This is a genomic window from Hymenobacter guriensis (assembly GCF_015773195.1).
In the GTDB taxonomy this organism is placed as follows: domain Bacteria; phylum Bacteroidota; class Bacteroidia; order Cytophagales; family Hymenobacteraceae; genus Hymenobacter; species Hymenobacter guriensis.
The window spans coordinates 318,699-340,877 of the sequence record NZ_JADWYK010000001.1 but is presented as its reverse complement, the minus strand read 5'-3'; the positions used below and the strand labels follow the sequence as shown (position 1 = coordinate 340,877).

At 60.6% G+C, this 22,179-nt stretch carries 21 protein-coding genes; 7 read left to right on the top strand and 14 right to left on the bottom strand.

All coding sequences use genetic code 11. From position 1 onward, the window contains the following. Positions 1 to 67: 67 nt before the first annotated feature. The 3 genes from I5L79_RS01425 to xseA all read right to left on the bottom strand — a co-directional run bounded on the left by I5L79_RS01425 (position 68) and on the right by xseA (position 2,456). On the bottom strand, positions 68 to 481 hold the full coding sequence (locus I5L79_RS01425) for a response regulator (RefSeq protein ID WP_196953232.1): 414 nt from the start codon (positions 479 to 481) through the stop codon (positions 68 to 70). A gap of 108 nt (positions 482 to 589) precedes the next feature. Beyond that, positions 590 to 904, bottom strand: coding sequence for an exodeoxyribonuclease VII small subunit (gene xseB, locus I5L79_RS01420; protein ID WP_196953231.1), 315 nt, complete (start codon positions 902 to 904; stop codon positions 590 to 592). A gap of 64 nt (positions 905 to 968) precedes the next feature. Next, positions 969 to 2,456 carry an exodeoxyribonuclease VII large subunit gene (gene xseA / locus I5L79_RS01415; protein WP_196953230.1) on the bottom strand — a complete coding sequence of 496 codons (1,488 nt, stop codon included), beginning with the start codon at positions 2,454 to 2,456 and terminating at the stop codon, positions 969 to 971. 174 nt (positions 2,457 to 2,630) lie between these two features. On the opposite strand from xseA, the gene I5L79_RS01410 reads away from it, so the two are divergent. Then, positions 2,631 to 4,745 (top strand): M13 family metallopeptidase, encoded by a 2,115-nt coding sequence (locus tag I5L79_RS01410; RefSeq protein ID WP_196953229.1) that lies wholly within the window; start codon positions 2,631 to 2,633, stop codon positions 4,743 to 4,745. 142 nt (positions 4,746 to 4,887) lie between these two features. Here I5L79_RS01410 and I5L79_RS01405 read toward each other — a convergent pair whose 3' ends face one another. Together I5L79_RS01405 and I5L79_RS01400 are read right to left on the bottom strand one after the other, a co-directional pair. Beyond that, complete coding sequence (locus I5L79_RS01405) at positions 4,888 to 5,631, bottom strand: peptidylprolyl isomerase (protein ID WP_196953228.1); 744 nt, start codon at positions 5,629 to 5,631, stop codon at positions 4,888 to 4,890. A 74-nt stretch (positions 5,632 to 5,705) separates the two neighbouring features. Continuing rightward, the gene (locus I5L79_RS01400; protein ID WP_196953227.1) at positions 5,706 to 6,902 is read right to left on the bottom strand and encodes a zinc dependent phospholipase C family protein; all 1,197 of its coding nucleotides are present in this window, start codon (positions 6,900 to 6,902) and stop codon (positions 5,706 to 5,708) included. Between the two features lie 141 nt (positions 6,903 to 7,043). Here I5L79_RS01400 and I5L79_RS01395 point away from each other — a divergent pair, with 141 nt between their 5' ends. Beyond that, entirely contained in the window at positions 7,044 to 8,081 is a 1,038-nt protein-coding gene (locus I5L79_RS01395) for a hypothetical protein (RefSeq protein ID WP_196953226.1), read from the top strand. Positions 8,082 to 8,170: 89 nt separating this feature from the next. On the opposite strand, the gene I5L79_RS01390 is transcribed toward I5L79_RS01395, so the two are convergent. Further along, on the bottom strand, positions 8,171 to 8,830 hold the full coding sequence (locus tag I5L79_RS01390) for a hypothetical protein (protein ID WP_196953225.1): 660 nt from the start codon (positions 8,828 to 8,830) through the stop codon (positions 8,171 to 8,173). A 76-nt stretch (positions 8,831 to 8,906) separates the two neighbouring features. After that, the gene (locus I5L79_RS01385; protein ID WP_196953224.1) at positions 8,907 to 9,425 is read right to left on the bottom strand and encodes a CinA family protein; all 519 of its coding nucleotides are present in this window, start codon (positions 9,423 to 9,425) and stop codon (positions 8,907 to 8,909) included. Positions 9,426 to 9,724: 299 nt separating this feature from the next. On the opposite strand from I5L79_RS01385, the gene I5L79_RS01380 reads away from it, so the two are divergent. Next, positions 9,725 to 9,976, top strand: coding sequence for an acyl-CoA-binding protein (locus I5L79_RS01380; RefSeq protein ID WP_196953223.1), 252 nt, complete (start codon positions 9,725 to 9,727; stop codon positions 9,974 to 9,976). A 100-nt stretch (positions 9,977 to 10,076) separates the two neighbouring features. Here I5L79_RS01380 and I5L79_RS01375 read toward each other — a convergent pair whose 3' ends face one another. Beyond that, entirely contained in the window at positions 10,077 to 10,301 is a 225-nt protein-coding gene (locus I5L79_RS01375) for a CDGSH iron-sulfur domain-containing protein (protein WP_196953222.1), read from the bottom strand. 170 nt (positions 10,302 to 10,471) lie between these two features. Then, positions 10,472 to 10,993: a GNAT family N-acetyltransferase gene (locus I5L79_RS01370; RefSeq protein ID WP_196953221.1), complete on the bottom strand. Its 522-nt coding sequence runs from the start codon at positions 10,991 to 10,993 to the stop codon at positions 10,472 to 10,474. A gap of 138 nt (positions 10,994 to 11,131) precedes the next feature. Between I5L79_RS01370 and I5L79_RS01365 the strand changes: the two genes are divergently transcribed. Then, positions 11,132 to 11,800, top strand: coding sequence for a hypothetical protein (locus I5L79_RS01365; RefSeq protein WP_196953220.1), 669 nt, complete (start codon positions 11,132 to 11,134; stop codon positions 11,798 to 11,800). Positions 11,801 to 11,809: 9 nt separating this feature from the next. On the opposite strand, the gene I5L79_RS01360 is transcribed toward I5L79_RS01365, so the two are convergent. After that, the gene (locus I5L79_RS01360; protein ID WP_196953219.1) at positions 11,810 to 12,253 is read right to left on the bottom strand and encodes a hypothetical protein; all 444 of its coding nucleotides are present in this window, start codon (positions 12,251 to 12,253) and stop codon (positions 11,810 to 11,812) included. Between the two features lie 300 nt (positions 12,254 to 12,553). Between I5L79_RS01360 and I5L79_RS01355 the strand changes: the two genes are divergently transcribed. Beyond that, positions 12,554 to 13,177 (top strand): deoxynucleoside kinase, encoded by a 624-nt coding sequence (locus I5L79_RS01355; RefSeq protein ID WP_196953619.1) that lies wholly within the window; start codon positions 12,554 to 12,556, stop codon positions 13,175 to 13,177. Positions 13,178 to 13,399: 222 nt separating this feature from the next. Here I5L79_RS01355 and I5L79_RS01350 read toward each other — a convergent pair whose 3' ends face one another. From I5L79_RS01350 to I5L79_RS01340, 3 genes are all read right to left on the bottom strand, one after another. Next, positions 13,400 to 14,071 carry a DUF2461 domain-containing protein gene (locus I5L79_RS01350; RefSeq protein ID WP_196953218.1) on the bottom strand — a complete coding sequence of 224 codons (672 nt, stop codon included), beginning with the start codon at positions 14,069 to 14,071 and terminating at the stop codon, positions 13,400 to 13,402. 52 nt (positions 14,072 to 14,123) lie between these two features. After that, complete coding sequence (locus tag I5L79_RS01345; protein WP_196953217.1) at positions 14,124 to 14,939, bottom strand: DUF547 domain-containing protein; 816 nt, start codon at positions 14,937 to 14,939, stop codon at positions 14,124 to 14,126. Between the two features lie 179 nt (positions 14,940 to 15,118). After that, the gene (locus tag I5L79_RS01340) at positions 15,119 to 15,937 is read right to left on the bottom strand and encodes an MOSC domain-containing protein (RefSeq protein WP_196953216.1); all 819 of its coding nucleotides are present in this window, start codon (positions 15,935 to 15,937) and stop codon (positions 15,119 to 15,121) included. Between the two features lie 92 nt (positions 15,938 to 16,029). On the opposite strand from I5L79_RS01340, the gene I5L79_RS01335 reads away from it, so the two are divergent. Next, positions 16,030 to 16,797, top strand: a complete 768-nt coding sequence (locus tag I5L79_RS01335; RefSeq protein WP_196953215.1) for a DUF3667 domain-containing protein — start codon at positions 16,030 to 16,032, stop codon at positions 16,795 to 16,797. A gap of 85 nt (positions 16,798 to 16,882) precedes the next feature. Here the strand turns inward: I5L79_RS01335 and I5L79_RS01330 are convergent, their stop codons facing one another. Next, positions 16,883 to 18,517, bottom strand: coding sequence for a S8 family peptidase (locus I5L79_RS01330; RefSeq protein ID WP_196953214.1), 1,635 nt, complete (start codon positions 18,515 to 18,517; stop codon positions 16,883 to 16,885). A gap of 804 nt (positions 18,518 to 19,321) precedes the next feature. Between I5L79_RS01330 and I5L79_RS01325 the strand changes: the two genes are divergently transcribed. After that, complete coding sequence (locus I5L79_RS01325; RefSeq protein WP_196953213.1) at positions 19,322 to 21,931, top strand: PIG-L family deacetylase; 2,610 nt, start codon at positions 19,322 to 19,324, stop codon at positions 21,929 to 21,931. Positions 21,932 to 22,179: the final 248 nt, after the last annotated feature.

Here is a 22,179-nt window from a genome sequence, read left to right as displayed (position 1 = left end):
GATTGAAAAGGCCCGGCTTCCACAGAAGCCGGGCCTTTTCGTATTTAAACGTATATGTTACAGGTTTTTAGCTGAGTCGGGCATAGTACGGCTCGTCGGAGTGAGCAGCCTCAATGGCTCCGCGCACTTCATCGGGGTTGGCATTTTTGAGTAGGTAGCCGTGGACGCCTTCCAGGCGGAGCTGCTCCATCAGTTCCGGCTCATCGTGCATGGAGATGATGACGATGCGCACCTGCGGGTACTGCACGCGAAGCAGCCGCGTGGTTTGCAGTCCATCGAGCACGGGCATCTGCAGGTCCATCAGCACCACGTTGGGAGGGTTTGACAGCGCGTCCAGGCTTTCCAGCAGCTCCTGCCCGTCGCTCGCTTCAAAAATGACGTCCATGTTGTCGAACCCACCGAGTAATGCCCGCAGCCCCTTGCGGAACAGCAGGTGGTCATCGGCCAGGGCCAAACGAATACGAGAGCCGGTGGAAGTCATAGCAACAGAGGAAATAACAGCCTGACAATATAGCCATCCGGCCTTTAGGCAGATTAGCCCGAGGGATTTAAATATGCGGTACTGGAAAAGTACTTCGCTCCTGGTCTTCTACTCAAACAGGCGGGGACTGTGGCCGGGGCGGGAAGAAGCCGGCACCTGGCGGGTCACGGCCGGAGTTTCTTCTTCCTCGTCCTCTTCGGGCTGCTCGTCCCCGGGCCAGTCGGTTTCCTCGTCCAGCTCGTCAAACACCCGGTCAATGGCAGCTTCGGCGGCGCGCAGCTTCTGCTTGCACAGCCGGATCAGCTCGGAGGAGCGCTGCACTTTGGCCGTGAGTTCGTCCACGTCGACGGTATCGGTTTCGAGGGCGCGCAAAATGGTTTCCAGCTCGGCAATAGCTTGGCGGTACGTAGCGTCGGAAGTCATAGGGAAAGGAGAATCGGAAAAAACCAACAAAAGCAGTTGCTGGCAATCAACAAAGAGAAGAGGATTATGCTTCCCCTCGAGCAGGCGGCAGCACCTGCACGGGCAGCACAGTGCCCGCCTGATGCAGCCACAGCTCGGTGCCGGGAAGCGGGGTGGGGTGCAGGGTCACGGCACTTCCATTAGGTTGGCGTACATGCAAAGACGCCGCCGCAAAATACTGGCGCTGCTCAGCCAGGGCTAGTTGCTGGCCGTGCAGAAGCAGAACACGTTGCTGGCGCAGCTGCAGCCGGTAACGGCTCCGGAGCAGCAGCTCACGGCGGCGGCGGTGCACGTGCCGAAACCGCTGAGCCAGTGCCCGGCCCAGCTGCCGCAGTTGCTGCTGCTGCTGCCGGGCTACTTTGTGGGCTGCCCGGCGCAGGGCCCGCTGCCGTTGCGCCAGCTGGGCGGCCTGCCGCTGCACACCCTGCTGCGCGGCCTGCGTGGTTTGACGCTGCATACCTTCCAGCAACGTTTGCTGCTGGCGGTAGCGGCCCTTGGCGGCGTGGCGCAGCTCATGGGCCAGCGTCAGGAGCCGGTCGGCGTGGCCTTGCCGTTGCGCCTGGGCCAGCTCCCGGATGCGGCTGCCGTAGCCTTCCAGCACGGCATCCAGCCGGGCCAGGCGCTCCGTAAGAAACACGGCCACCGCAGTCGGCGTTTTCAAAGCCAGATGCGCGGCCAGGTCCACTACGGCTTCGTCCCGCTCGTGCCCGATGCCGGTGAGCACGGGTAGCGGAAAGGAACCTATGGCGGCCGCCAGCCCGTAATCGTCGAAGGCCAGCAGGTCGGTTTTGGAGCCGCCGCCCCGAATCAGCACCACGGCATCAAACTGCCCGCGCCGGCGCCGAATCATATCTAGCGCGGCCCGGATGCTGGCGGGGGACTCCTGGCCCTGCATGGTAGCCGGGAACAGGGTTACGCTGAAATCGTAGACCGTTTCGCCGAGCTGCTGCAGAAAATCCTGCCAGCCGGCAGCCGTGGGAGAGGAAATGACGGCCAGCCGCTGCGGAGCCAGCGCCAGTGCCAGCTGCTTCTGACGCTCCAATAGCCCTTGTGCTTCCAGCTTGGCAATGGCTTCGATGCGCTGCCGGGCCAGGTCGCCCACGGTGTAGCTGGGGTCGATGGCCAGCACGTCGAGGCTCAGGCCGTACTGCTCGTGGAACTTCACGCTCACGCGCACCAGCACCCGCAGGCCGGGCCGCAAGGTCTGGCCGGTCTGGCGCTCAAACTGCGGCCCCAGCTGCTCAAACCGCGCCCCCCAGATAGTGGCGCGGGCCTGGGCCTTGAGCTGGGCGCCGCGGGTGGTCTGGGCCTGGTCGGTGAGCGTGAGGTAGCAGTGGCCGCTGCCGAAGCGCGGCAGGGTGAGGTCGGAAATTTCGCCCGCCACCCAGTAGGCATCCGGAAACGACAGCGTGAGCGAGTCGCGCACCCGGCGCATAAGCTCGGCCAGCCCCAGCGGGGCCGGGGCCTGCGGCGGCAAGCCACCTTCCACTCTGCGGTTATACAACGGAGCCATACGGGGCCGAAGGTACGCATTTGCCGGCGGGCCCGGAAGGCACTAAGCCGCCGAAAATTTGCTTTAGCCGCCGACTGCCGGCTGGTCGGTTGACCCCGGGAAGCCGTTGGTACAGCAATTTTCACGTTATCTTTCTCCCGATTTTCCACCCCTAGTACTTTTCATTTTCCTTGTATGAACAAACGCAATAGCCTGGCGCTGGCGGCCCTGACGGCCACTGGTCTGGTGCTGGCCGGCTGTGCCACCAGCACCAAAGTCCCCACGGCTGCCACTACGCCGGCCCCGGCAACCACCGCCGCCCCGGCCGCCGAAACCTTTCCGCAGGGCGTAGGCCTGAACGTAGCCAACCTCGACCCATCGGTAACCGCCTGTGAGGATTTCTTCCAGTATGCCTCGGGTACCTGGCTGAAAAACAACCCTATCCCGGCCGCCGAAACCCGTTGGGGCTCGTTTCAGGAGCTGGCCAACAAGAACAACGCCGTGATGCGGCAGATTCTGGACGAAGCCGCCGCCAACCGTTCGGCTGCCAAAGGCACCAATGCCCAGAAAGTAGGGGATTATTTTGCCTCGGCCATGGACTCGGCCGCCATCAACGCGGCGGGGTTGAAGTACCTGCAGCCCGAGCTGGCTAAGATAGCGGCCATCAAAACGCCCAACCAGCTGCAAACTTCCCTGGCCCGCCAGCAGGTGCTTTCGACGGGCGCTTTGTTTGGGGCCTACGTAGGGCAGGACGATAAAATCAGCTCCCAGTACGCGGTAAACCTGTACCAGGGCGGCCTCTCCATGCCCGACCGTGACTATTACCTGAAGGACGACGCCCGCTCCCGCGCCGTGCGCGCCGCCTACCAGAAATACCTGACCAACACCTTCCAGCTGCTGGGCGACAACGAGGCTACGGCCCGTAAAAACGCCGCCACTGTGCAGCGCCTGGAGACGCGCCTGGCCAAAGCCAGCAAAAGCCGCGTGGAGCTGCGTGACCCGTACGCCAACTACAACAAGATGACGGTGGCGCAGCTGCAGAAAGCCTACCCCAACCTGAACCTGCAGCACATCCTCACCGACGCCGGCATGGGCTCGGCGAAAGAGGTGATTGTGGGCCAGCCGGCCTTCTTCAAGGAAGTAAACACGATGGTGAAGGCCGAACCGCTGGCTGACCTGAAAACCTATCTGCGCTGGCACCTGGCTACGTCGTTTACCTCGGCGCTGCCCCAGCAGTTCGGGGATGAGGGCTTCCGCTTTCAGCAGGTGCTGAGTGGGGCCAAGCAGCAGCAGCCCCGCTGGAAGCGCATGCTCCGTGCCACCGACGGTGCCCTGGGCGAAGCCTTCGGCCAACTGTACGTAGACAAGGCTTTCCCGCCCGCCGCCAAGCAGAAGGCACTGGAAATGGTGAACAACATCAAGGCCTCGATGGGCGAGCATATCCAGCAGCTGAGCTGGATGAGCGACGCCACCAAGAAAGAAGCTCTGCATAAGTTGAGCACCTTCACCGTCAAGATCGGCTACCCCGATAAGTGGAAGGACTACTCGGCCCTCACCATCTCCCGCGACTCCTACCTGCAGAACGTGGTAGCCTCCCGCCAGTGGGCCTACAAGGACATGACCAGCAAGCTGGGCAAGCCCGTGGACCGCACGGAGTGGGGCATGACGCCGCCCACGGTGAATGCCTATTACAACCCGGCTATGAACGAAATCGTGTTTCCGGCCGGCATCATGCAGCCCCCGTTCTTCGACCCCAACGCCGATGATGCGGTAAACTACGGCGGTATGGGCGCCGTTATCGGCCACGAAATAACCCACGGCTTCGATGACCAGGGCCGGCAGTACGACGCCGAAGGCAACCTGAAAGACTGGTGGACCAAGGAAGACGCCGCCAACTTTACTCAGCGTGCCGATATGGTGGGCAAGCAGTACTCAGCCTTCTCGCCGCTGGACTCGGTGTACGTGAACGGGCAGCTGACCATGGGCGAAAACCTGGCCGACCTGGGCGGCTTGAGCATTGCCTACTCGGCCCTACAGAAGCAGCTCCAGCAACAGTACGGCAACGGCCCCCGTCTTAAGTATGACGGCCTCACGCCCGAGCAGCGCTTTTTCCTGAGCTGGGCCCAGGTGTGGCGCACTAATGCCCGCCCCGAGTTCCTGCGCCAGCAGGTGCTGACGGACCCGCACTCGCCCGCGCAGTTCCGCACCAATGGCCCGCTCATGAACATGCCCGAGTTCTACGAGGCCTTCGGCTGCAAGGAAGACGCCAAGATGATGCGCGCTCAGCAGGAGCGCGCCAAAGTGTGGTAAGGCGAATGATTTTCTGGCTGAATGGTTGACTTGCTATCCAGCTAAAACCTGCCAGTTATCTGCCAAAAAAGGCCGGTTCCGCAAGGAGCCGGCCTTTTTGTTGTTCGTTGGAGGACCGCAAACCAGGCCGCTAGCCAGCCTTTTACTTCACAACCGTCAGCTTCATGCCTACGTCCTTTAGGGGCCATTTGTAGGCGTCCACAGGCTCGGCGGCTATTTTGTCCAGCACGTCCAGCCCCTCAATGATTTCACCGAAGACTGTGTACTTACCGTCCAGGGAAGGCACGCCGCCGGTGGTTTCGTAGGCGCGGAGCTGCTCGGGCGTGAGCTTGCGGCCGGCCATGGCCTGGGCCTGGTAGGGGGTGAGCTTTTCGCCCTGCACCATGTAGAAATCAATGCTGGAGGAAAGCTTGCCGGGGTTCTGGTCGTCGTCGTAGCGGGCCATGCCCAGGGCCCCGCGCCGGTGAAAGTGCTCCCCGGTAATTTCGGGCGGCAGATGGTAGCGCCCCAGCCGGATGGTGCGGTTTTCGGTACGACCACCCTGCACGGCAAAGCCCTTTACCACTCGGTTGAACACAGTTTCGTTGAACACACCCTTGCGGGCCAGCAGCAGGAAGTTGGCCTTGTGAATAGGGGTGTCGTCAAACAACCGTAGGCGAATGTTGCCCAGGCGCGTTTCCAGCAGCACTTCCGAGCCGGGGTACTGCTGGCCGTAGGCACGCAGCTCGGCCACAGCGTTGGAGTCGCCGAGTGTGGCCAGGTTGGGGCCGGGCACGGGTGGTGGGGTAGGGGCCGTTGGGGCGGCCTGCTCCTGCACGGGTGCCTGCTGCTGGCAGCTGCCCAGGCTCAGGGCGGCAAGGCCCAGCGTCCAAAACAAACGGTTCATAGCATCGGGTAAAAAAAGCCCCCGGCAGCGGGGCGCTCCGGGGGCAAACATACCTATTCAGAGGAATCCTATGGCTACCAGCCGTCGTCGGCCTTTTTCTCGGCTTTCTTAGCGGGCTTTTTTTCTTTTTCCTTGCGCTTGGTGCTGCCTTCGTCGTTCTTGGTCTTCACTTTTACTTTCTCGGCCTCAGCCGGAGCAGCGGGTACTTTAGCAGTAGGCTGGGGAGCCGCAGGAGGCGGCGGGGCCATGTCGGCGGCCGGCCGGATCAGGTCAGGGGCTTCCACCACTTTTTCCTTGAGCTGTGCCAGCAGCAGGTTCTGCGGCACCAGTTGGTTGTCTTTCCAGGCCGCGAGGTGCTCATCAAGCTTGTCTTTTTCTTCCTTTTCGATAGGCTTTTTCAGCATCTTATCGAGGTTGGGGCTACCGGCGTCTTTCCAGGCCGTAAGCCACATGGAGCCCACGAAGCTGGACGCCAGCTGAATCCGGATCATCACCATGCCGCCTACCTGGGCCTTGTCGTAGGCGTCGGCAAACTCATCGGAGTAGGCGCGGCGCGTCTGGCCAAAGCGGTGTGAAAACACGTATTTCTGCTCGGGTGTGAAGTTACGGCCCAGTTGCTCCTCAATATCAAAGGTGGCACCCAGGAAACCGTACGACTCCTGTAGGGCCTGCCAGGTGTCGGCCAGAGGCGTTTTGATGTACTTGGCCGGCTTATTCTGCAGCTTGAATTCGGCAATATGGCGCTCCGGCACCTTGTTTTCCCAGAGCGGCTGAATGCCTTCCTGGTTGGAAAGCTGCCCGTTGTGGTTCACCGTAGTGCGCAACGGAGAATAGGCATCGGCTACGTAGTGGCTCAGGTCGGCCGAGAGGCGCACGATCTGGGCCGTGTCGCCGGCGCGGAAGGCCTGGGTGAGCTTTTCCCGCACTTCATCTATCACCCAGGGCAGGGTGCCGTACTTGCGCAGGGTGTCGGCCTTGTATTTCGCCGTGGCCTTTTCCCACTCCTTGGGTACCGAGCCAAACGGGTTTTCGCCGTAGTGGTCCATGTAAATGAAGTGGCGGCTGGCTTCCACCGAATCGTTTTCGGCCCGCTGCTCGGCCGCGTTGGAAAACTGCACCAGCTGGTTCAGATGCCGAAAATAGAAGCCCTGCATACTCCCGGGCAGCGAGTACACGGCCAGCTGGGTTATGACTTTGTGGCTGAAACCGCCCCAGCCCGGCGAGAAAAACGGGCAGAGCAACACTAGTAGCGTAAGGCAGATTTTCTTCATAGCAACTCCGGAATAGGATGGGTGGCCCGCTTGGGCAACGTTCAAAGTTCGGTATTTTTCCGGGGCAGCAAAAAACGCGCCGGCTGCCCCGGTACCGCGCTTTCCCGTAACGTTACGGACTGCTCCCCGTTTTTTGTTTCCGTGACTACCATCTCCAAAAAGAAAATTTCTTACCCCATCAGCGAGCGGCTGTGCCAGTACCTGCAGCACTACGACCGGGAAGCGCCGCTGCCCGTCACCTACGCCGATCTGCTGCGCAGTGGCGGGGCCTACCCGCTGCTCGACCGCCAGGGGCGCGACACGCTCTGGGAAACCCTGTTCTACGAGCCCCAAACGCTGCAGGAGCTTAGCCACGGCCTGACGGAAGTGTATGCCCTGCTGAAAACCGGCGGCGACCTGTCGTTCACGGAGCACCTGCTGGCCGACCGCATCGACTACTGCCGCTTCGGCAACAGCAACCCCTTCCGGGTGCGCATCGTCAACCAGTTCAACGACAACTACGACTACTTCTACGTGAAGCAGGCCGATGCCTCCCGCGTGTACGGCCTGGAACTGGAGCATCTGCTGGCGCCCAACTCCATCAACTACCTTGTTAGCGGGGCCACGCTCATCGAGGAGCACATTGCCGGCATTCCCGGCGACGACTTCATCCGCGACCGGCTGCAGCGGCCCCACCTCAACCAGGTGCGCATTGCCAAGGAGTTCGTCAAGTTCAACGAGCGGTGCTTTGCCCGGCTGCTGGGCGATATGCGCGCCTACAACTACGTGGTGGACGTGACGGCCGACTTCGAGGACGAGCAGTACCGCCTGCGGGCCATCGATTTCGACCAGCAAAGCTACGAGGGCCGCAAAACCATGTACCTGCCCCAGTTCTTCAAGGACAACCGCTCCCTGGTGCAGCTCTGCGCCCGCCTGCTTTCCCCGGAAAGCATCCGCCAGTACCAGACGGAGGAGCGCACCCTGATGCTGCGCCGGGCCCGGGCCGAGCGCTACCGCCTCAAGGATCTGCTGGATTGTATGCGCCAGGAAACGCTGGCCCCGCCTGCCAAGGTTGCCCAGCTGCGCCAGGAGCTCAACGAGCACCACCACACCACCCGCTTCGACCGCTGCGACTCCATGGGCGACATTGTGCGCCTGCACCTGAAGATGATGGTGGTGCGCATGCGCCTGCCTACGTAGTGGCTGTTTAGGCCTGAATATGCGCAGGCAGGCTGCCTCAGAACATTAGCCCTGTAAGCAAGCAGGAGCGCTGTATGCGCAACGAAAAACTACCACTGAGGCTGCCCCAGATTGATAATCAGGCCCAGTGAAATTTCCACGCCGCCGGGGCTGATAACGTCTACCAGGTCGCGCAGGCGCTGAGAGGGGTTGGTGTAGCCATTCTGGTAGGTGATAGGGTCGCCGGTGAAACGGGCTCCGTAGCCGAGCGTGCCCAGCAAACCAAGCCGGCCCGGCTGCCAGCGCAAGCCGCCGCGCAGATGCAGCACACCACTGGGCGCCATGCTGTAGATAGCCTGCTCCTGATCCAAGGTGACTTCTGCGTTGTCGATGCGGCCGGTACGTGCCAGGTTCACCCCGAAGTAAGGGCTAAGCTCTGCCTGAGGCCGCAGGAAATACCGCGCGCCCACCCCGATTTTGCCGCCTACGCCAATACCTAATCCCGCATTCAGATCCAGGTTAGGCATCAGCAGATACGCATACGAAATCCCCCAGCCGTAAGGCGCGCCCCAGCCGGCTTCAATGCTGAGGCTGGACTGATGGTAGCGCGAAGGCTGCTCGCTCAGCAGGGGCACCGGTATCCGCGGCTGGTCCACTGCTGGAACCGGTGGGTTGGCGGCGTTGGGCTGGGTTTGTAGTTCGGTCTGAGCCTGGGCGTAGCTCACCGTCGATAAGGCCACCGCAGTGGTCAGAATAACAAGTTGTTTCATAGCATCCCAAAGATGCGCGGAATCTGAGTGGGGAGAAACAACAAGTGCCAAAAAAGCAGGGGAGAGACGGATTTTCCTAGCTGCCGTGCACTTCTCCTACCGGGGACTCCTGGCGCCGGCTGAGCAGCTCGCTGAGCTTGGTGTAAATAAACTCGGCTGCCTGGTCGCGGAGCTTGTCGGTGGGGCCGGGCAGCAGCTCGCGGTACTCCTGGGCCCGGCCTTCCACCAGCATCGTCACGAATATGGTGCCGGAGGGCTTGTCGGGGGTTTCGGAGGCCCCGGGCCCGAACAGGCCGGTAATGGCCACGCACACATCGGCCGTGGGCAGTTGCTGCTGCAGGCCCTGCGCCATTTCGTTGGTTGTCTGCTGGCTTTCGGCCGAGTAGGTATCGAGGGTTTTCTTTTTCACGCCCAATAGGCGTTGCTTGGCTTCGCCGTGGTACGTGACCACGGAGCCCAGCAGCACCTCACTGATGCCCTGGGCCGGTGCCAGCTGAGCCGCAACCCAGCCGCAGGTGCAGCTTTCGGCCAGGGCCAGTGTGAGCTTGTGCTGAAGGAACTGCTTTACCAGATTATCAACCGAGGAGGATTTCATAGGGGCAGAGAAGAAGTGCGCAGCCTCCATACGCCACCATGCCCGCTACAAGTTGCAAGTGTTGAGCTTGGCAGCAGCCGGCAAAACCGACCCCAACTGTTATTCGGTGCCCTGTTGTAGCCGGAAGCGCACCCGCCGCCGGAAAAGAAATCAGCCTGGCCGGAAGGCGAGAAACAGCAGGATTGTGGGAAAACAACGCGGCATGCCTACTATTCTGTGGGCAATGCGTACCTTTTGGCGGCCCCGCCCGGTTGGGCGGGGCTTGATCTGTTTCCTTTCATTTTTCAGCCACCTACTACATGGCCACTCCCGAAGACTTTGAGGCCGCTGCCGCCCGCAGCAAAGAGCTGCCCGCCAAGCCCGACAACACCACCTTACTCAAACTCTACGCCCTCTACAAGCAAGGCAGCGAAGGCGACGTTTCCGGCGACCGGCCCGGTGGCTTCGATTTCAAAGCCATTGCCAAATACGACGCCTGGGCCAGCCAGCGCGGCAAATCCCAGGAAGAAGCCCGCCAGGAGTACATCGACTTCGTGAACTCCCTGTTTTAAGGGGCTAAATAGCTAAATGGCAGAATGGTTACCGGATTGGCTGACAAGCTGTACAACCCAATCAGGTAACCATTCTGCCATTTAGCTATAAAACCATTCGCTACACCTTGGGCGCGGGCAGGTCGAAGGCTTCGGCGTTGTGCTCGAAATGGCCTTTGTGCGACCCGTCGCAGAAAGGCTTGTTTTTGGAGAGGCCGCAGCGGCAGATGCTGATTCGCTCCCGGCCGGCCAGGCCGTAGGCGTTGCCCTGGGCATCTACAAGTTCGAAGTCGGGGCCCTCTACGCGGAGGGAGCCATTGCTGAGGACGGTGATTTTGGTAGCCATAAGAAGGAAGAAGGAAAAGAAACCCCGGCCGGAGCCCGGGCAGAAAAGAACACGCGGCCGTTGTTGCCAAATGGCCGCAAGTCGCAAGTAACGCTATTTGGGAAGAAGCCGGGCTGCCAGCCCGAACCAGCGGCAGGAGCGGCGGAGCTAGTAATCTGGCGTGGAAGCACCTAGCGCAGCTCTTTGCGCATCACGTAGTCGTTCATCCAGTAAGGGCCAATGGGAATGTCCTCCTCGTGGTGGCGCAGAAAGCCCTGCCGCTCGTAGAAGGTCAGCGCGGGGTTGTGGCGGTTCACGTTCAGCTCCAACGCCCGGCCCCCAGCCTGGCGGGCGGCCTGCTCCACGGCGCCAATCAGCTGCTGGCCCAGCCCCTGGCTCTGGTGAGAAGGCAGCAGGTACAGCTTATGCAGCTTGAAGACGGCCTCATCGGCCGGCAGCAGGCGGGAAAACGACGCGAAGCCAGCCGCGTGTCCGTCGGTGCGCAGCAGCAGAAACGTGTGGCCATCCTCGGTGATCTGCCGGTGCAAAGAGGCCGGCGTGTAGATGACGCGGTACATGTACTCCAGCTGCTCCCGCGAAATAATGAAGCGGTAAGTAGGCTCCCAGGTAGCCTCGGCCAGGCCGATAATGGTCGGAATGTCGGCCAGGGTGGCGGGCTGAATGCTGATGGCAGCGGCGGCAGAAGTCGTCATACGCTGCAAAAACGGTATTATTTCAACTAAAACCGAACCCCGGCGGGCCAATTCCTCGTTTTTGGGCCGGAAATTGCCGCTTTCGGCCTGCCATAGCCTACGGGAGGCTCGTTGCCTTACTTTCCCGCTCTTCTGCCTATGAAACGTTGCCTGCTTTCCTTTTCCATTGTTGCCGCCGTGCTGGCCGGGGCGCCGCTGTCGGCTTCGGCCCAGCAAACCACCGGAACTTCTACCACTACCACGCCTACGCCCGCTTCCTCGGCCGTGGAGCGCGACCTGCGCACCTTCACCGACTGGGTAAGCCAGACGATGACCAAAGCGGAAGCCGGCGCCCGCCGGGAGTGGCCCCGCCTGATGTCGGACTTCGACCGCCAGAGCCAGCGCCTCGACCGCGCCGCCGACAGCCTTTCCGTGCAGTCAAGGCGAGAGTATGCCGCCGAAAAAGCCCGCTACAAGGAATGGGCCGCCGAGCAGCGCCGCCTAGAAGCCCAGGCCCGTCAGCCTGAAACTGCCCAGCAAACCCAGGACCGCCTGCTCAACGAGAAAGTGCAGGTGAGCCGCGCCCGGGCCACCGAGCTGCCCGACCTGTACGAGCGGCTGCTGACGACAACCCGCGAGCAGAAGCGCCAGTGGACGCAGCGTGACTGGGCCGCCGCCAGCGAAGTGCTTAGTCGCTTGAATGCACGCTACGAGCTAGTACGCCAGCAGCTAAGTCTGGAGGAGCGCCTGCGTATCCGTACGCTCCAGGGCGAGTTTCGTACCCTGGAAGGCGCCCGCGCCACCAAAGAATACCTCAGCGAAAAGTAATCGGTGGCGCTAGGAAGCAGCCCGGTGCTGGTGTAGCAGCCAGCGCCGGGCTGCGGCGGCATCGTAGAACAGCTGGGCCGGCAGCAGGTCAGACACGTGCTCGACAAACGCCTGACTGATATACAGATTGCGCAGGTCGGGAGAGAATACGTAGGCAAAGGCCCGTAGCCCTGCTTCCATAGCCAGTGGCAGCCACTCAAACTCCAGCCACGACATAGCCTCAGTCCAGTCGCCGGTTGCTTCGGTCTTGTCGTTAAGAATAAGGGATATACGGTGTTCTTTGTGCGCGGCAAGTTCGGCTTTAGCAGTCAGAATAACAGCCTCAGCCGTGAGGTTGCCATACCACTGAATGTACAACAGCTCATCCTGCGGGTAGTACCGAAAGGCGGCTACCGGCATGCCATACCGGTCGGGGATGATGCCCAGATCTTGGAAATGCGCGGGAGACGTCATAAAGCCGAGCGTAAGTTGTAACTACTAAACATACGCGTTTCTCGGCTACTGGTACTACTGGTTAGGTGCAAGTATTTCGAGGTTGCCTGCTACCGGCTAAGCGGCCATGCAGTTAACTCAAGAGCCCCTATTGCTTACAGTTGAGCTGGTTGTTGGATGATGGCCAGTCGGAATAGGAAGCTGGCAGGAAGATGCTGCTTAGGAGCTGGCTGCCAGCTTTTCCGGCTGGTTTAGGTGCAGCGCGGGGCCTGAGTTTCCGCTACTTTTGTGGCTCACGTTCTGCTCACGCCTGCCTTTCTCATGCATATTGCCATCGTCGGTAACATTGGTGCCGGCAAAACCACCCTAGCCAATAAGTTGGCTCACCACTTCAACTGGGAAGTGTTTCTGGAAGACGTCGACCACAATCCTTACCTGAAGGATTTCTACGACGACATGCCGCGCTGGGCCTTTCACCTGCAGGTATACTTTCTCAACAGCCGCTTCCGCCAGACGCAGCGCATCAAGCAGCTGCAGCAGGCCAGCAAGGGCGTGATTCAGGACCGCACGATTTACGAGGACGCGCACATCTTCGCGGCCAACCTGCACGAGTCAGGTTTGATGACGGAGCGGGACCACCAGAACTATCTGAACCTGTTTGACTCGATGATCAGCATGGTGAACCCGCCGGATCTGCTGCTGTACCTGAAAGCCGACCTGCCCAAGCTGATTTCGCAGATCGAAAAACGCAACCGCGACTACGAGAACAACATCAAAATCGAGTACCTCAAAAACCTGAACGAGCACTACGAACGGTGGATCAGCAGCTATAAGTATGGCAAGCTGCTGATCGTAGACGTGAACCAGCTCGACTACGTGAACAACCCCGAGGACCTGGGCATCATCGTCGATAAGATCAATAGCACCCTGTTCGGGCTGTTTTGAAGTTGAATGGCTTTCTGGTTGAATAGCTGTCATGGCCGGCCAGGACGAAGAAGCCCTTCGTCCTGGCCAATGCAGGACGCTCTGAAATGTAAAAAGGCCCTGACGTCCATACGTCAGGGCCTTTTTACATTTCAGAGCTATACCTTTTTCAGGGCGAATGGCTAACGTGGCCCACCAGGATAATCGGCCAGCAAGAACCATAAAACCAGCAAACCAAGCAGCTTACTCTTCCATCATGGCCTCATTGAGGAAGCGGACGAAGGGCTGGGCCGCTTGCCAGGCGGCCAGAACGCGGGCCGGGAAGTCGGGACGGAGCACGTCGGCGTCGGGTACGGCCTGCCACACGAAGAAGCTTTTCAGCCGCAGCCATTCGATGTCGGGGTCTTCGCGGTCGTAGCCTTTGGGAGCAGTTTTCAGGGCCTGGGATTGGTCGAGGCCCTTGGGAAAGTTGTGTAGTAGCTCCGGGGCCTGGCGCAGGGCATGGAATTCGGTGGGATTGTAGTGGATTTCCTGCCGGACGCGGGCCAGCTGGGCCGGCTCGGGCATCCAGCGGCCGGCGCCTATGTAGGTTTCGCCGCCGGGCTCCAGCGCAATGAAGTAGCCCGCCCAGGGGCTGTGGCGGCCGCCGCGCTTGATGCCCGCGCCCATGTGGCGCTTGTAGGGCTCGTCGCTTTGCTGAAACCGGTCGTTTTTATTGATGCGGTACATCACGTCCGAGGGCGTGAGCGGGGCCAGGTCGGGCTCGAAGGCGGCAGCGCCGCGCAGCAGCTCGGCTACGAGTTGGGTGTAGGCGACGCGGGCGCGCTGGTAGTCGGCGCGGTGCTCATCCATCCAGGCTTTGTGGTTGTTGGCGCGCAGCTGGCGCAGAAATTCCAGGACAAGGGCATTGTTCATGCCTGCTTGAACTCTCACGGCCGGCCGGAAGTTGGCCCGATCAGCGAAAAACTTACGGCTTTTTCAGGGCCTGTGAGTCGCTGAGCGGGAGCCGGTCGTTGAGGTGCCAGTCAAAGGGCAGGAAGCTGAACGTGGTGCCGGCGGCTAGTGGCGCGTGGGCGTAGCGGTTCACAAACGCCAGCAGGGCCGGCTGACTGGTGCCGAAATCGGCCCCATACCAGTCAAACAAACTCGAAAGCTGCGGCTGTGGCTTGGTAAGCTGGTTGTAGGTGGGGTCGTTAAGAAAGCGGCGCGTCTGGGCTTCCAGCTGCTGCTCCAGGCGGGCGCCCTCATAGGCCTCGTTCAGCAGCGGGGGCGAGGATACGGCGGCCTGCACCAAGGCAAAATGTACCCGTGCGTCGCGGAAAGCGGCCTGCAGAAACTGCTTTTCCACCTGATTCAGGGAATACGTCTGCCCGCCCGCATATACTACCGGGGCTTCCCAGGGCGAAAAGCTGCCCGTGGCCTTGGACTTGATGCGCGCATCGGTGAGGCTGCTCAGCGGGTAGTACTGGAGCACCAGACTTACCGCGTGGGCGTTGTAAGCGTTTATCCAGTAGGCTTTGATGTCGTTGGGCGACCAGGTAGCCGGGTCGGGAGCCGTTTCATCCAGCTGCTCCAGGTACTCAGCCAGGGCGTCCTCATCCGCCCGAAAGCCGCGGTAGTCCACCCGGCCATCGGCCAGCACGTGGCGGGCGAGCAGCGCCGTCCAGGCGGCGTGGGAAGGCGCCGGCCCGGCTGTAGCCGTAGCCAGCGGAAGCAGCCAGCACAGCACCATAATGCCGAGCAGCCTGCTCGCAACGCGAAAAGCCGGGGTCAGAAGCAACACAATAAAGGGCAACAGGTGTGTAGAAGGGCAGGTACCTGCCTGTAAGCGGGTGGTGTTCTTTTCCCTTCAGTTTGGGCAGATGCACACGTTCCAATTTACGGGCGGATTCCTCAAAAGTACTAGCTTACCGCTTGTTATCCAACTGCCTGCGTAGCTGTGTGCCGGCTGGCACCGCCAGGCTATTTTCGGCTCAGCACCTGCACCGCGTCGCCTACGCGCAGGGTGCCTTGGCCGGGGCCGGTCACATTCTGCCCAAACATGACTTTGCCTCCCTGGGTGCGGTAAGAGGCAAGGGTGCGCAGGGGTTCAGCACCTTTCTGAGCGGTTTGCTGGTCGATGGTCGTCATCACGCAGCGGCCGCAGGCGCGCACGGCCCGGAAAGCCAGCTCGCCTACCCGGAACTCGTGCCAGGAGTCTTCTTCCCAGGGCGTGCCGCCTTCGAACACGAGGTTGGGCCGGAAGCGGTTCATGGGCACAGGCTCCGGCAGGCGGGAGTTTAGCTCAGCCAGGGCCTCGGTACCGGCCAGCAGAAACGGGTACCCGTCAGCGAAGCTTACCACGGCATCGGCGGGGTTCAGCTCGGGCTCCACGGGGCGCACTACCATATCCGACATATACACTAGGCGGCACTCCCGGCCGAGGGCCGCGCTTAGCCATTCGTCGGCTTCGCGGGAGCCGCGCCAGGCAAACACCATATCATCCCAGATGGTCACGAACAGGGTGCGCTCAGGCGTGGCCTCAAAGGGGACGTACAGCGGCAGCAGCTCGGGACGCTGGCGGTGGGAAAGCAGAAAGCCGTTGTAAGCCGGCGAAACCTGCAGCAGGGCCATATCCGCGTGCTGGCGCTGGGTCATGAACTGGTTGCGGTGGTCTACAATCAGCCAGCGCCGGTCATGGCGCAGGCCGCGGGCCGTCACCTCCGCCTCCGTCACGCGGATGCCGCCCAACGACTTCACAGGGTAGATATACAGGTCGGAAAGAAGGAGAGGTGCAGCCATACCGTAAAGGTAAGGGAAGGCCGCCAGCCGCCGAGTCGCTGGGGTTGGCTTGCGCTGAAAAAACCGCGTACTTGCAAGGCCAGCCTTGTTTTATGACGGACGCTTCCTCGCTTTGCCTGAACTGTGACCAGCCTCTAACGGCCGGTACCTATTGCGCCCACTGCGGGCAGCCGCGGCCCCACCGCCTGTCGGTAGGGCACGTGCTGCACGAGCTGGTGCACGTATTCACCCACGCCGACAAAAGCATTTTCGGCTACGCTGCCCTGGTGCTCACCCGCCCCGGCCAGGTGGTGCGTGACTACCTGCGCAGCCGGCGCAAGCGGTACTTCAACCCGTTCCAGTTTCTGCTGCTGACGGTGGGTTTCGTGACGCTGCTGGCTAATGCCCTGCACTATTACGATTCGCTGGGTGAAGCCGTGCAGCAGCAGATCGGCAGCCGGGTGTCGGCCACGCAGCTACAGCACGTGCAGACGTATTTTCATGCCCTGGGCAAGTACTTCAACATCTGGTGGCTGGCTTTGCTGCCCCCGCATGCCCTGCTCATGTGGCTGGTATACCGGCGGCGCGGCCTCAACTACGCCGAGGCTTTTCTGGTGCAGGTGGTCATCAGCAGTGCTTACCAGGTGCTGCTGCTGGGGCTGCTGCCGTTGCTCACCGTGGTGCCGTGGCGGGTGCCGGGCAGCAGCACCGCCCTGCTGGGCGGGATTATCACGGTGGTATACCTCACGCTGGTTGGGAGGCAGGGCTTCGGGCTAAGCTGGGCCGGAGCCTTTGGGCGGGCGTTGCTGACGGGTATTCTCTACATCATCATCGACTTCCTGCTCAACTACCTCGTGTTTCATTGGTACGTGTTTGGGTAGCTGGGCAGGCTTGTAAAAAAAGACCTTCATACCGGGGTGTAGCCCAAGTATGACGGTCGGAAAAAGTCAGGAAGAGTAGCTGAGCTTATTTGGTGGCGGCAGCTTCCTGCTGCTGGGCCAGGAGCACGGCCTGGTACAGATTCACGAGGCCACCGGTGCTGGAAAGCGTGCCGAAGTCCACCAGCTTATCGGTGCCGGGCTGGCGCACCTGCACCTTGCTGGGCACGGCTGATTGCAGGATAATGCGCTTGAGGTCCTGGGCCGTAAGACGCGGGAAGTATGATTTCAGCACGGCGGCCATACCGGCTACCACGGGGGCGGCCATGCTGGTACCGCTCAGGTTGCCGTACTCGCTGCCGGGCAGGGTGGAGTAGATCTGCACGCCGGGCGCAAACACATCTACCTGCTGGGGGCTGTAGTTGGAGAAGTCGGCCACGAGGTGCTCATCGGCCAGGCGGGCAGCAGCGCCCACGGTAAGCAGGTTGGCAAACGGCTGCCCGGCCAGGGTGCGGGCGGCGGGGTACTGGGCCACCTGGTCGAGGTTGTTGGCTTCGTTGCCGGCCGAGTGCACCAGCAGCACGCCCTTGCTACCAGCGTACTTGATGGCATCTTCCACGGCTTGGCGCTGGGGCGAGAAGTACTTGCCAAAGCTCATGTTGATGATCTGTGCCCCATTGTCCACGGCGTAGCGGATGGCGTTGGCTACGTCCTTGTCGCGCTCATCCCCGTTGGGCACGGCCCGCACGGCCATGATACGTACCAGCCCGCCGGCCACGCCCAGCACGCCCAGGTTGTTCTGGCGGTCGGCAGCAATGATGCCGGCTACGTGGGTGCCGTGCATGGGGTCGGGGCCCATCACGTCGCGGTTGCCGTAACTGCGGTCCTTGGTGTCGTCGGGGTTGTCGCCCACGATGGTGCGCGGGTTGAAGGCCGGGTCGAGGGAAAACTCTACCAGGTTCTTGTTTTGCTCGTAGGCCTCCTTCATCTCCTTCAGTACCGATTCCAGGTCGGGCTGGTCGTACTGACGCAGGTTGAGGTAGTACATCAGGGCCACCTCGCGCAGCTGCTCATCGGGCGTGGTGGGGTTGCGCAGAGTAGCGGTATCGAGGCGCGAAACGCCCAGCTCCCGGCGCAGCTTGTCAGCCAGCTGCTGGGTTTGCTCATACACGGCCTTGATCTGCGTGTACTGGGCGTGGTCTTCGTCGTAGTGGGCTTTATAGGACTTCTTTACCTGCTGGTAGAGGTCGTACTCGGCACGCTTGGCCTCAGGCACGGCCACGCGCAGCTTGCCTTCATACAGGGGCTTAAGCCTGGCGTAAAGGCGCGTGTCTTCGTAGGATTCCACGTCGATGTTGCGGCCGTCCTTGCCGCCCAGGAAATTCCAGCCGTACACGTCATCCACGTAGCCGTTGCGGTCATCGTCCTTGCCGTTGCCGGCAATTTCCTTCGTGTTGCGCCAGAGCACGCGCTTGAGGTCGGCGTGGGTGGTGTCGATGCCCCCGTCAATCACGGCAACAATGACCGGGGAGGCCACCCGCTTGCTGAGCAGCTCCTGGTAGGCCCGCTGAGCGCTGATGCCCTGCACCCCGTCGGTTTTGGGGTCGAGCAGGTGCCACTGTGGGGCGGGAGGAGCCGGCGCTACCGGGGCCGAGGATTGAGCCTGGGAGGCGAACGGCAGAGCACTCAGGCCCAGCAAACTGATAAAAACGGGAATACGCATGCGAGAAAATCAAGTAGACTACCGGCCCTTGGCAACTTTGGGGCCGGGAAGATACGGGAAGCTACCGACGCGGACTGGCCGCGTGGGGTTGCCAGTTGCGGGTAGCTTTACCAACAGATAGGAAGAAGTGAATTGTTCACTGCATACAAGCTAGTAACCTTTGTCTGTAGCAAAAGCCTCTTTCGAGGAGCGTGACTCAACATATCTAAACAGATCGTCTTAATGAATTATTCCCTCAAACAGGGCGCTCAGCTAGTATGGGGCATAACATGGCGTATAGTGACCTCGCTGGCTGGATTCTATACTTTAGCCGGAGTAGGCGAGTGGCTCCATTATATTACGCGGAGTTCAATTCAACATCCTACGATTAGCGTAGGACTGACCGTTTTATACAGCTTCTATGCTTTTTGCTTTTTTGTAGTGCTGTTAGCATTCATAACGCCATTTCAATCAAGCTGGCAGAGAGCATACTGGTATAGCCACGCTAGTGCTGTGTTCCTATACATGCTGATTACACTATTCCTGTTTGGTGCTTTCTATGGTTACCCGGATAGGCCTTTTCGGCTGATGTATATGCTTGGGAGTGGAATAGGAGGGCTACTGCTTCCTTTCTTGGTGCAGAAAGCTACTAACAAGTTTCGTTATCCTTTAGGGCCTATTTGACGAGCATCTTCATAAGTAAATGGCACGAAGCGGACGGGACGCTACGTCCACGCCGCGCAACCTGCGCGGCGCGGGCGGGTTCTATACCCGCCGAAGGGTAAACCCAATACCTTTACGCCCCGCGTTCCTCTCAGCTTTCGTATGCGCATCCGCTCCACCAGCTTCCTTCGCGCCGCCCTGGCGACATTCTTCCTTCTTACTTATACACTACTACTTGGCAAAGTCCACGCCCAGGCCCCCAAAACCTGGACGTCGTCGGAAATTCTGCTGGGGCTGAAGAAGCTGAACGTGCTGGGCTCGGCCCTGTACCTGGCCGCCCACCCCGACGACGAAAACACCCGCCTGATTGCCTACCTCGCCAACGGCCGCCTGGTGGAAACTGGTTACCTGAGCTGCACCCGCGGCGACGGAGGCCAGAACCTTATCGGGCCGGAGCTGCGCGAGCAGTTGGGCGTTATCCGCACCCAGGAGCTGCTGGCCGCCCGCCGCATCGATGGGGGGCGGCAGTTTTTCACCCGCGCCAACGACTTCGGCTTTTCCAAAACCCCCGAGGAAACCTTCACCATCTGGGACAAGGAGCAGGTGCTGGCTGATATGGTGTGGGTTATCCGGCAACGCCGCCCCGACGTCATGATTACCCGCTTTCCGCCCGATGCCCGGGCAGGCCACGGCCACCACACCGCCTCGGCCCTGCTGGCCATTGAGGCGTTTTCGGCCGCCGCCGACCCCAAGCGCTTCCCCGAGCAGCTGAAGTTTGTGCAGCCCTGGCAGGCCAAGCGCCTCGTCTGGAACACGGGCTCCTTTTTCGTGAAGCCCGGCGAGAACATGGACGGCTACCTCAAGCTCGATGCCGGTGGCTACAACCCGCTGCTGGGCCAGAGCTACGGCGAAATTGCGGCCCGCAGCCGCTCCCAGCACAAAAGCCAGGGCTTCGGCTCGGCCGCCACGCGAGGCGAGGCGCTGGAGTATTTTCAGCTGCTGAAAGGGGAGCCCGCCAAAACCGACCTGTTCGAGGGCGTGGACATGACCTGGAACCGGGTGCCCGGCGGCGCGGCTATTGGGAAGATGATTGATGAAGTGATTCGCAAGTATGACCCGAGCAACCCGAGTGCGAGTGTGGCGGGGCTGCTAAAGGTGCGGATGGCACTAGGGAAATTGCCAAAGGAGGCAAGCTATTGGGATGGTGAGAAAGAAAGAGAAATTGACAGGCTGATATACGGATGCTTGGGACTAAGCCTATCTGCTACTTCTCAGGAGGCGTCAATTCCGTCTGGCGACAAAATTCATATAAACGTCGAGGCATTAAGTCGCTCATCTGTACCTGTTAAACTGATATATATTGTACAGGTCAATTTTCATACTAAGGAAATAGCTATTGCGTCCTCCGAAGAAAATCAACTAGGTCTTTTAGGACAAGCTGTTGAGAATTTGAAAGCTAATAAGCCGTTTAGCAAGCAAATTGATTTTATAGTGCCTAGTGAATATTCAGTGTCACAGCCTTATTGGTTGCGCGATAATGGAACTGTAGGTATGTATAAAATTCCCAAAGTAGTAGAGTCCATAGATTGGCCTATGCATGGTTCAGCAAATTTGGTGGACAGGGACGTTCTGGGTAAGCCTGAAAATATACCAGTAGCTGAGGTCTTCTTTGTGCTAGAAGTAAATGGAACAAAAATTTTCTATACCATCCCCGTCCAATACAAAAGCACCGACCCGGTAGAAGGAGAGAAGTACCGCCCGCTAACGGTGGTGCCGCCGGTGGCCGTGAACATTGGCGGGCGGGCCTACGTGTTTGCCGATAACCAGCCCAAAACGGTGCCCGTGACCTTGCGCGCCGGCAAAGCGGGCGTGAAGGGCAGCGTGGCCCTCACCCTGCCCGCTGGCTGGAAGGCCGAGCCTGCCAGCATCTCCTTCGATCTGCTCGCCAAAGACGCCGACCAGACGGTGTACTTCCAGGTGCAGCCCGGCGCGGGCGCGGCCGAGGGCAAAGGCGAGCTGCGGGCCGTGGCTACCGTGGACGACCAGCCGTACACGCGCGGCATCCAGACCATTCAGTACAACCACATTCCCACCCAAACGCTGTTTCCCGAGGCCGTGGCTCCGCTCGTGAAGCTCAACCTTAAGCGCAAGGGTCAGGAAATCGGCTACCTCATGGGCGCCGGCGACGAGGTGCCCGACGCCCTGCGCCAGGTGGGCTACTCCGTCACGCTACTCAAGCCCGAGGACATTACGGAGGAGCGCCTGCGCCGCTTCGATGCCGTGGTGCTTGGCGTGCGCGCCTACAACACCGTGGACCGCCTCCGTTCCCTGCAGCCCACGCTGCTACGTTACGTGGAGCAGGGCGGCAACTTGGTGGTGCAATACGTAGTGAACCGCGGCACCGTGCTGCCTGAAATCGGCCCGTACCCGCTCACGCTCTCCAACGACCGGGTGACGGTAGAAAACGCGCCCGTGACCTTGCTGAACCCCAAGCAGCCGTTGCTGAACACGCCCAACAAGATTACCGCCCAGGACTTTGAAGGATGGGTGCAGGAACAGGGCCTTTACTACCCCAGCAAGTGGGACCCCAAGTACCAGACCGTCATCAGCGCCCACGACCCCGGCGAGCCAGCCAAGGAAAGCGCCATCCTCGTCGCCGACTACGGCAAGGGCCACTACATCTACACGGGCCTGAGCTTTTTCCGGGAGCTGCCCGCCGGCGTGCCCGGCGCGTACCGCCTTCTCACGAATATGGTGTCATTGGGGAAGTAGGTTTTTGATGGTGCCATGCCGAGCGAAGTCGAGGCATCTCGCGTGCTGACATTGCCAAAGTAACCGTCATGCTGAGCGAAGCCGAAGTATCTCTACCGCTTTGTTAGGTTACTATTACAACGAAGCGGTAGAGATGCTTCGGCTCCGCTCAGTATGACGTGCTTTAGTAATGAAGCTCCTGATTAATAACTAAGTAACGCATAAGCCACCCTTCGGGCACTCTTGCAAAAAGGAAGTAAATACCGCCC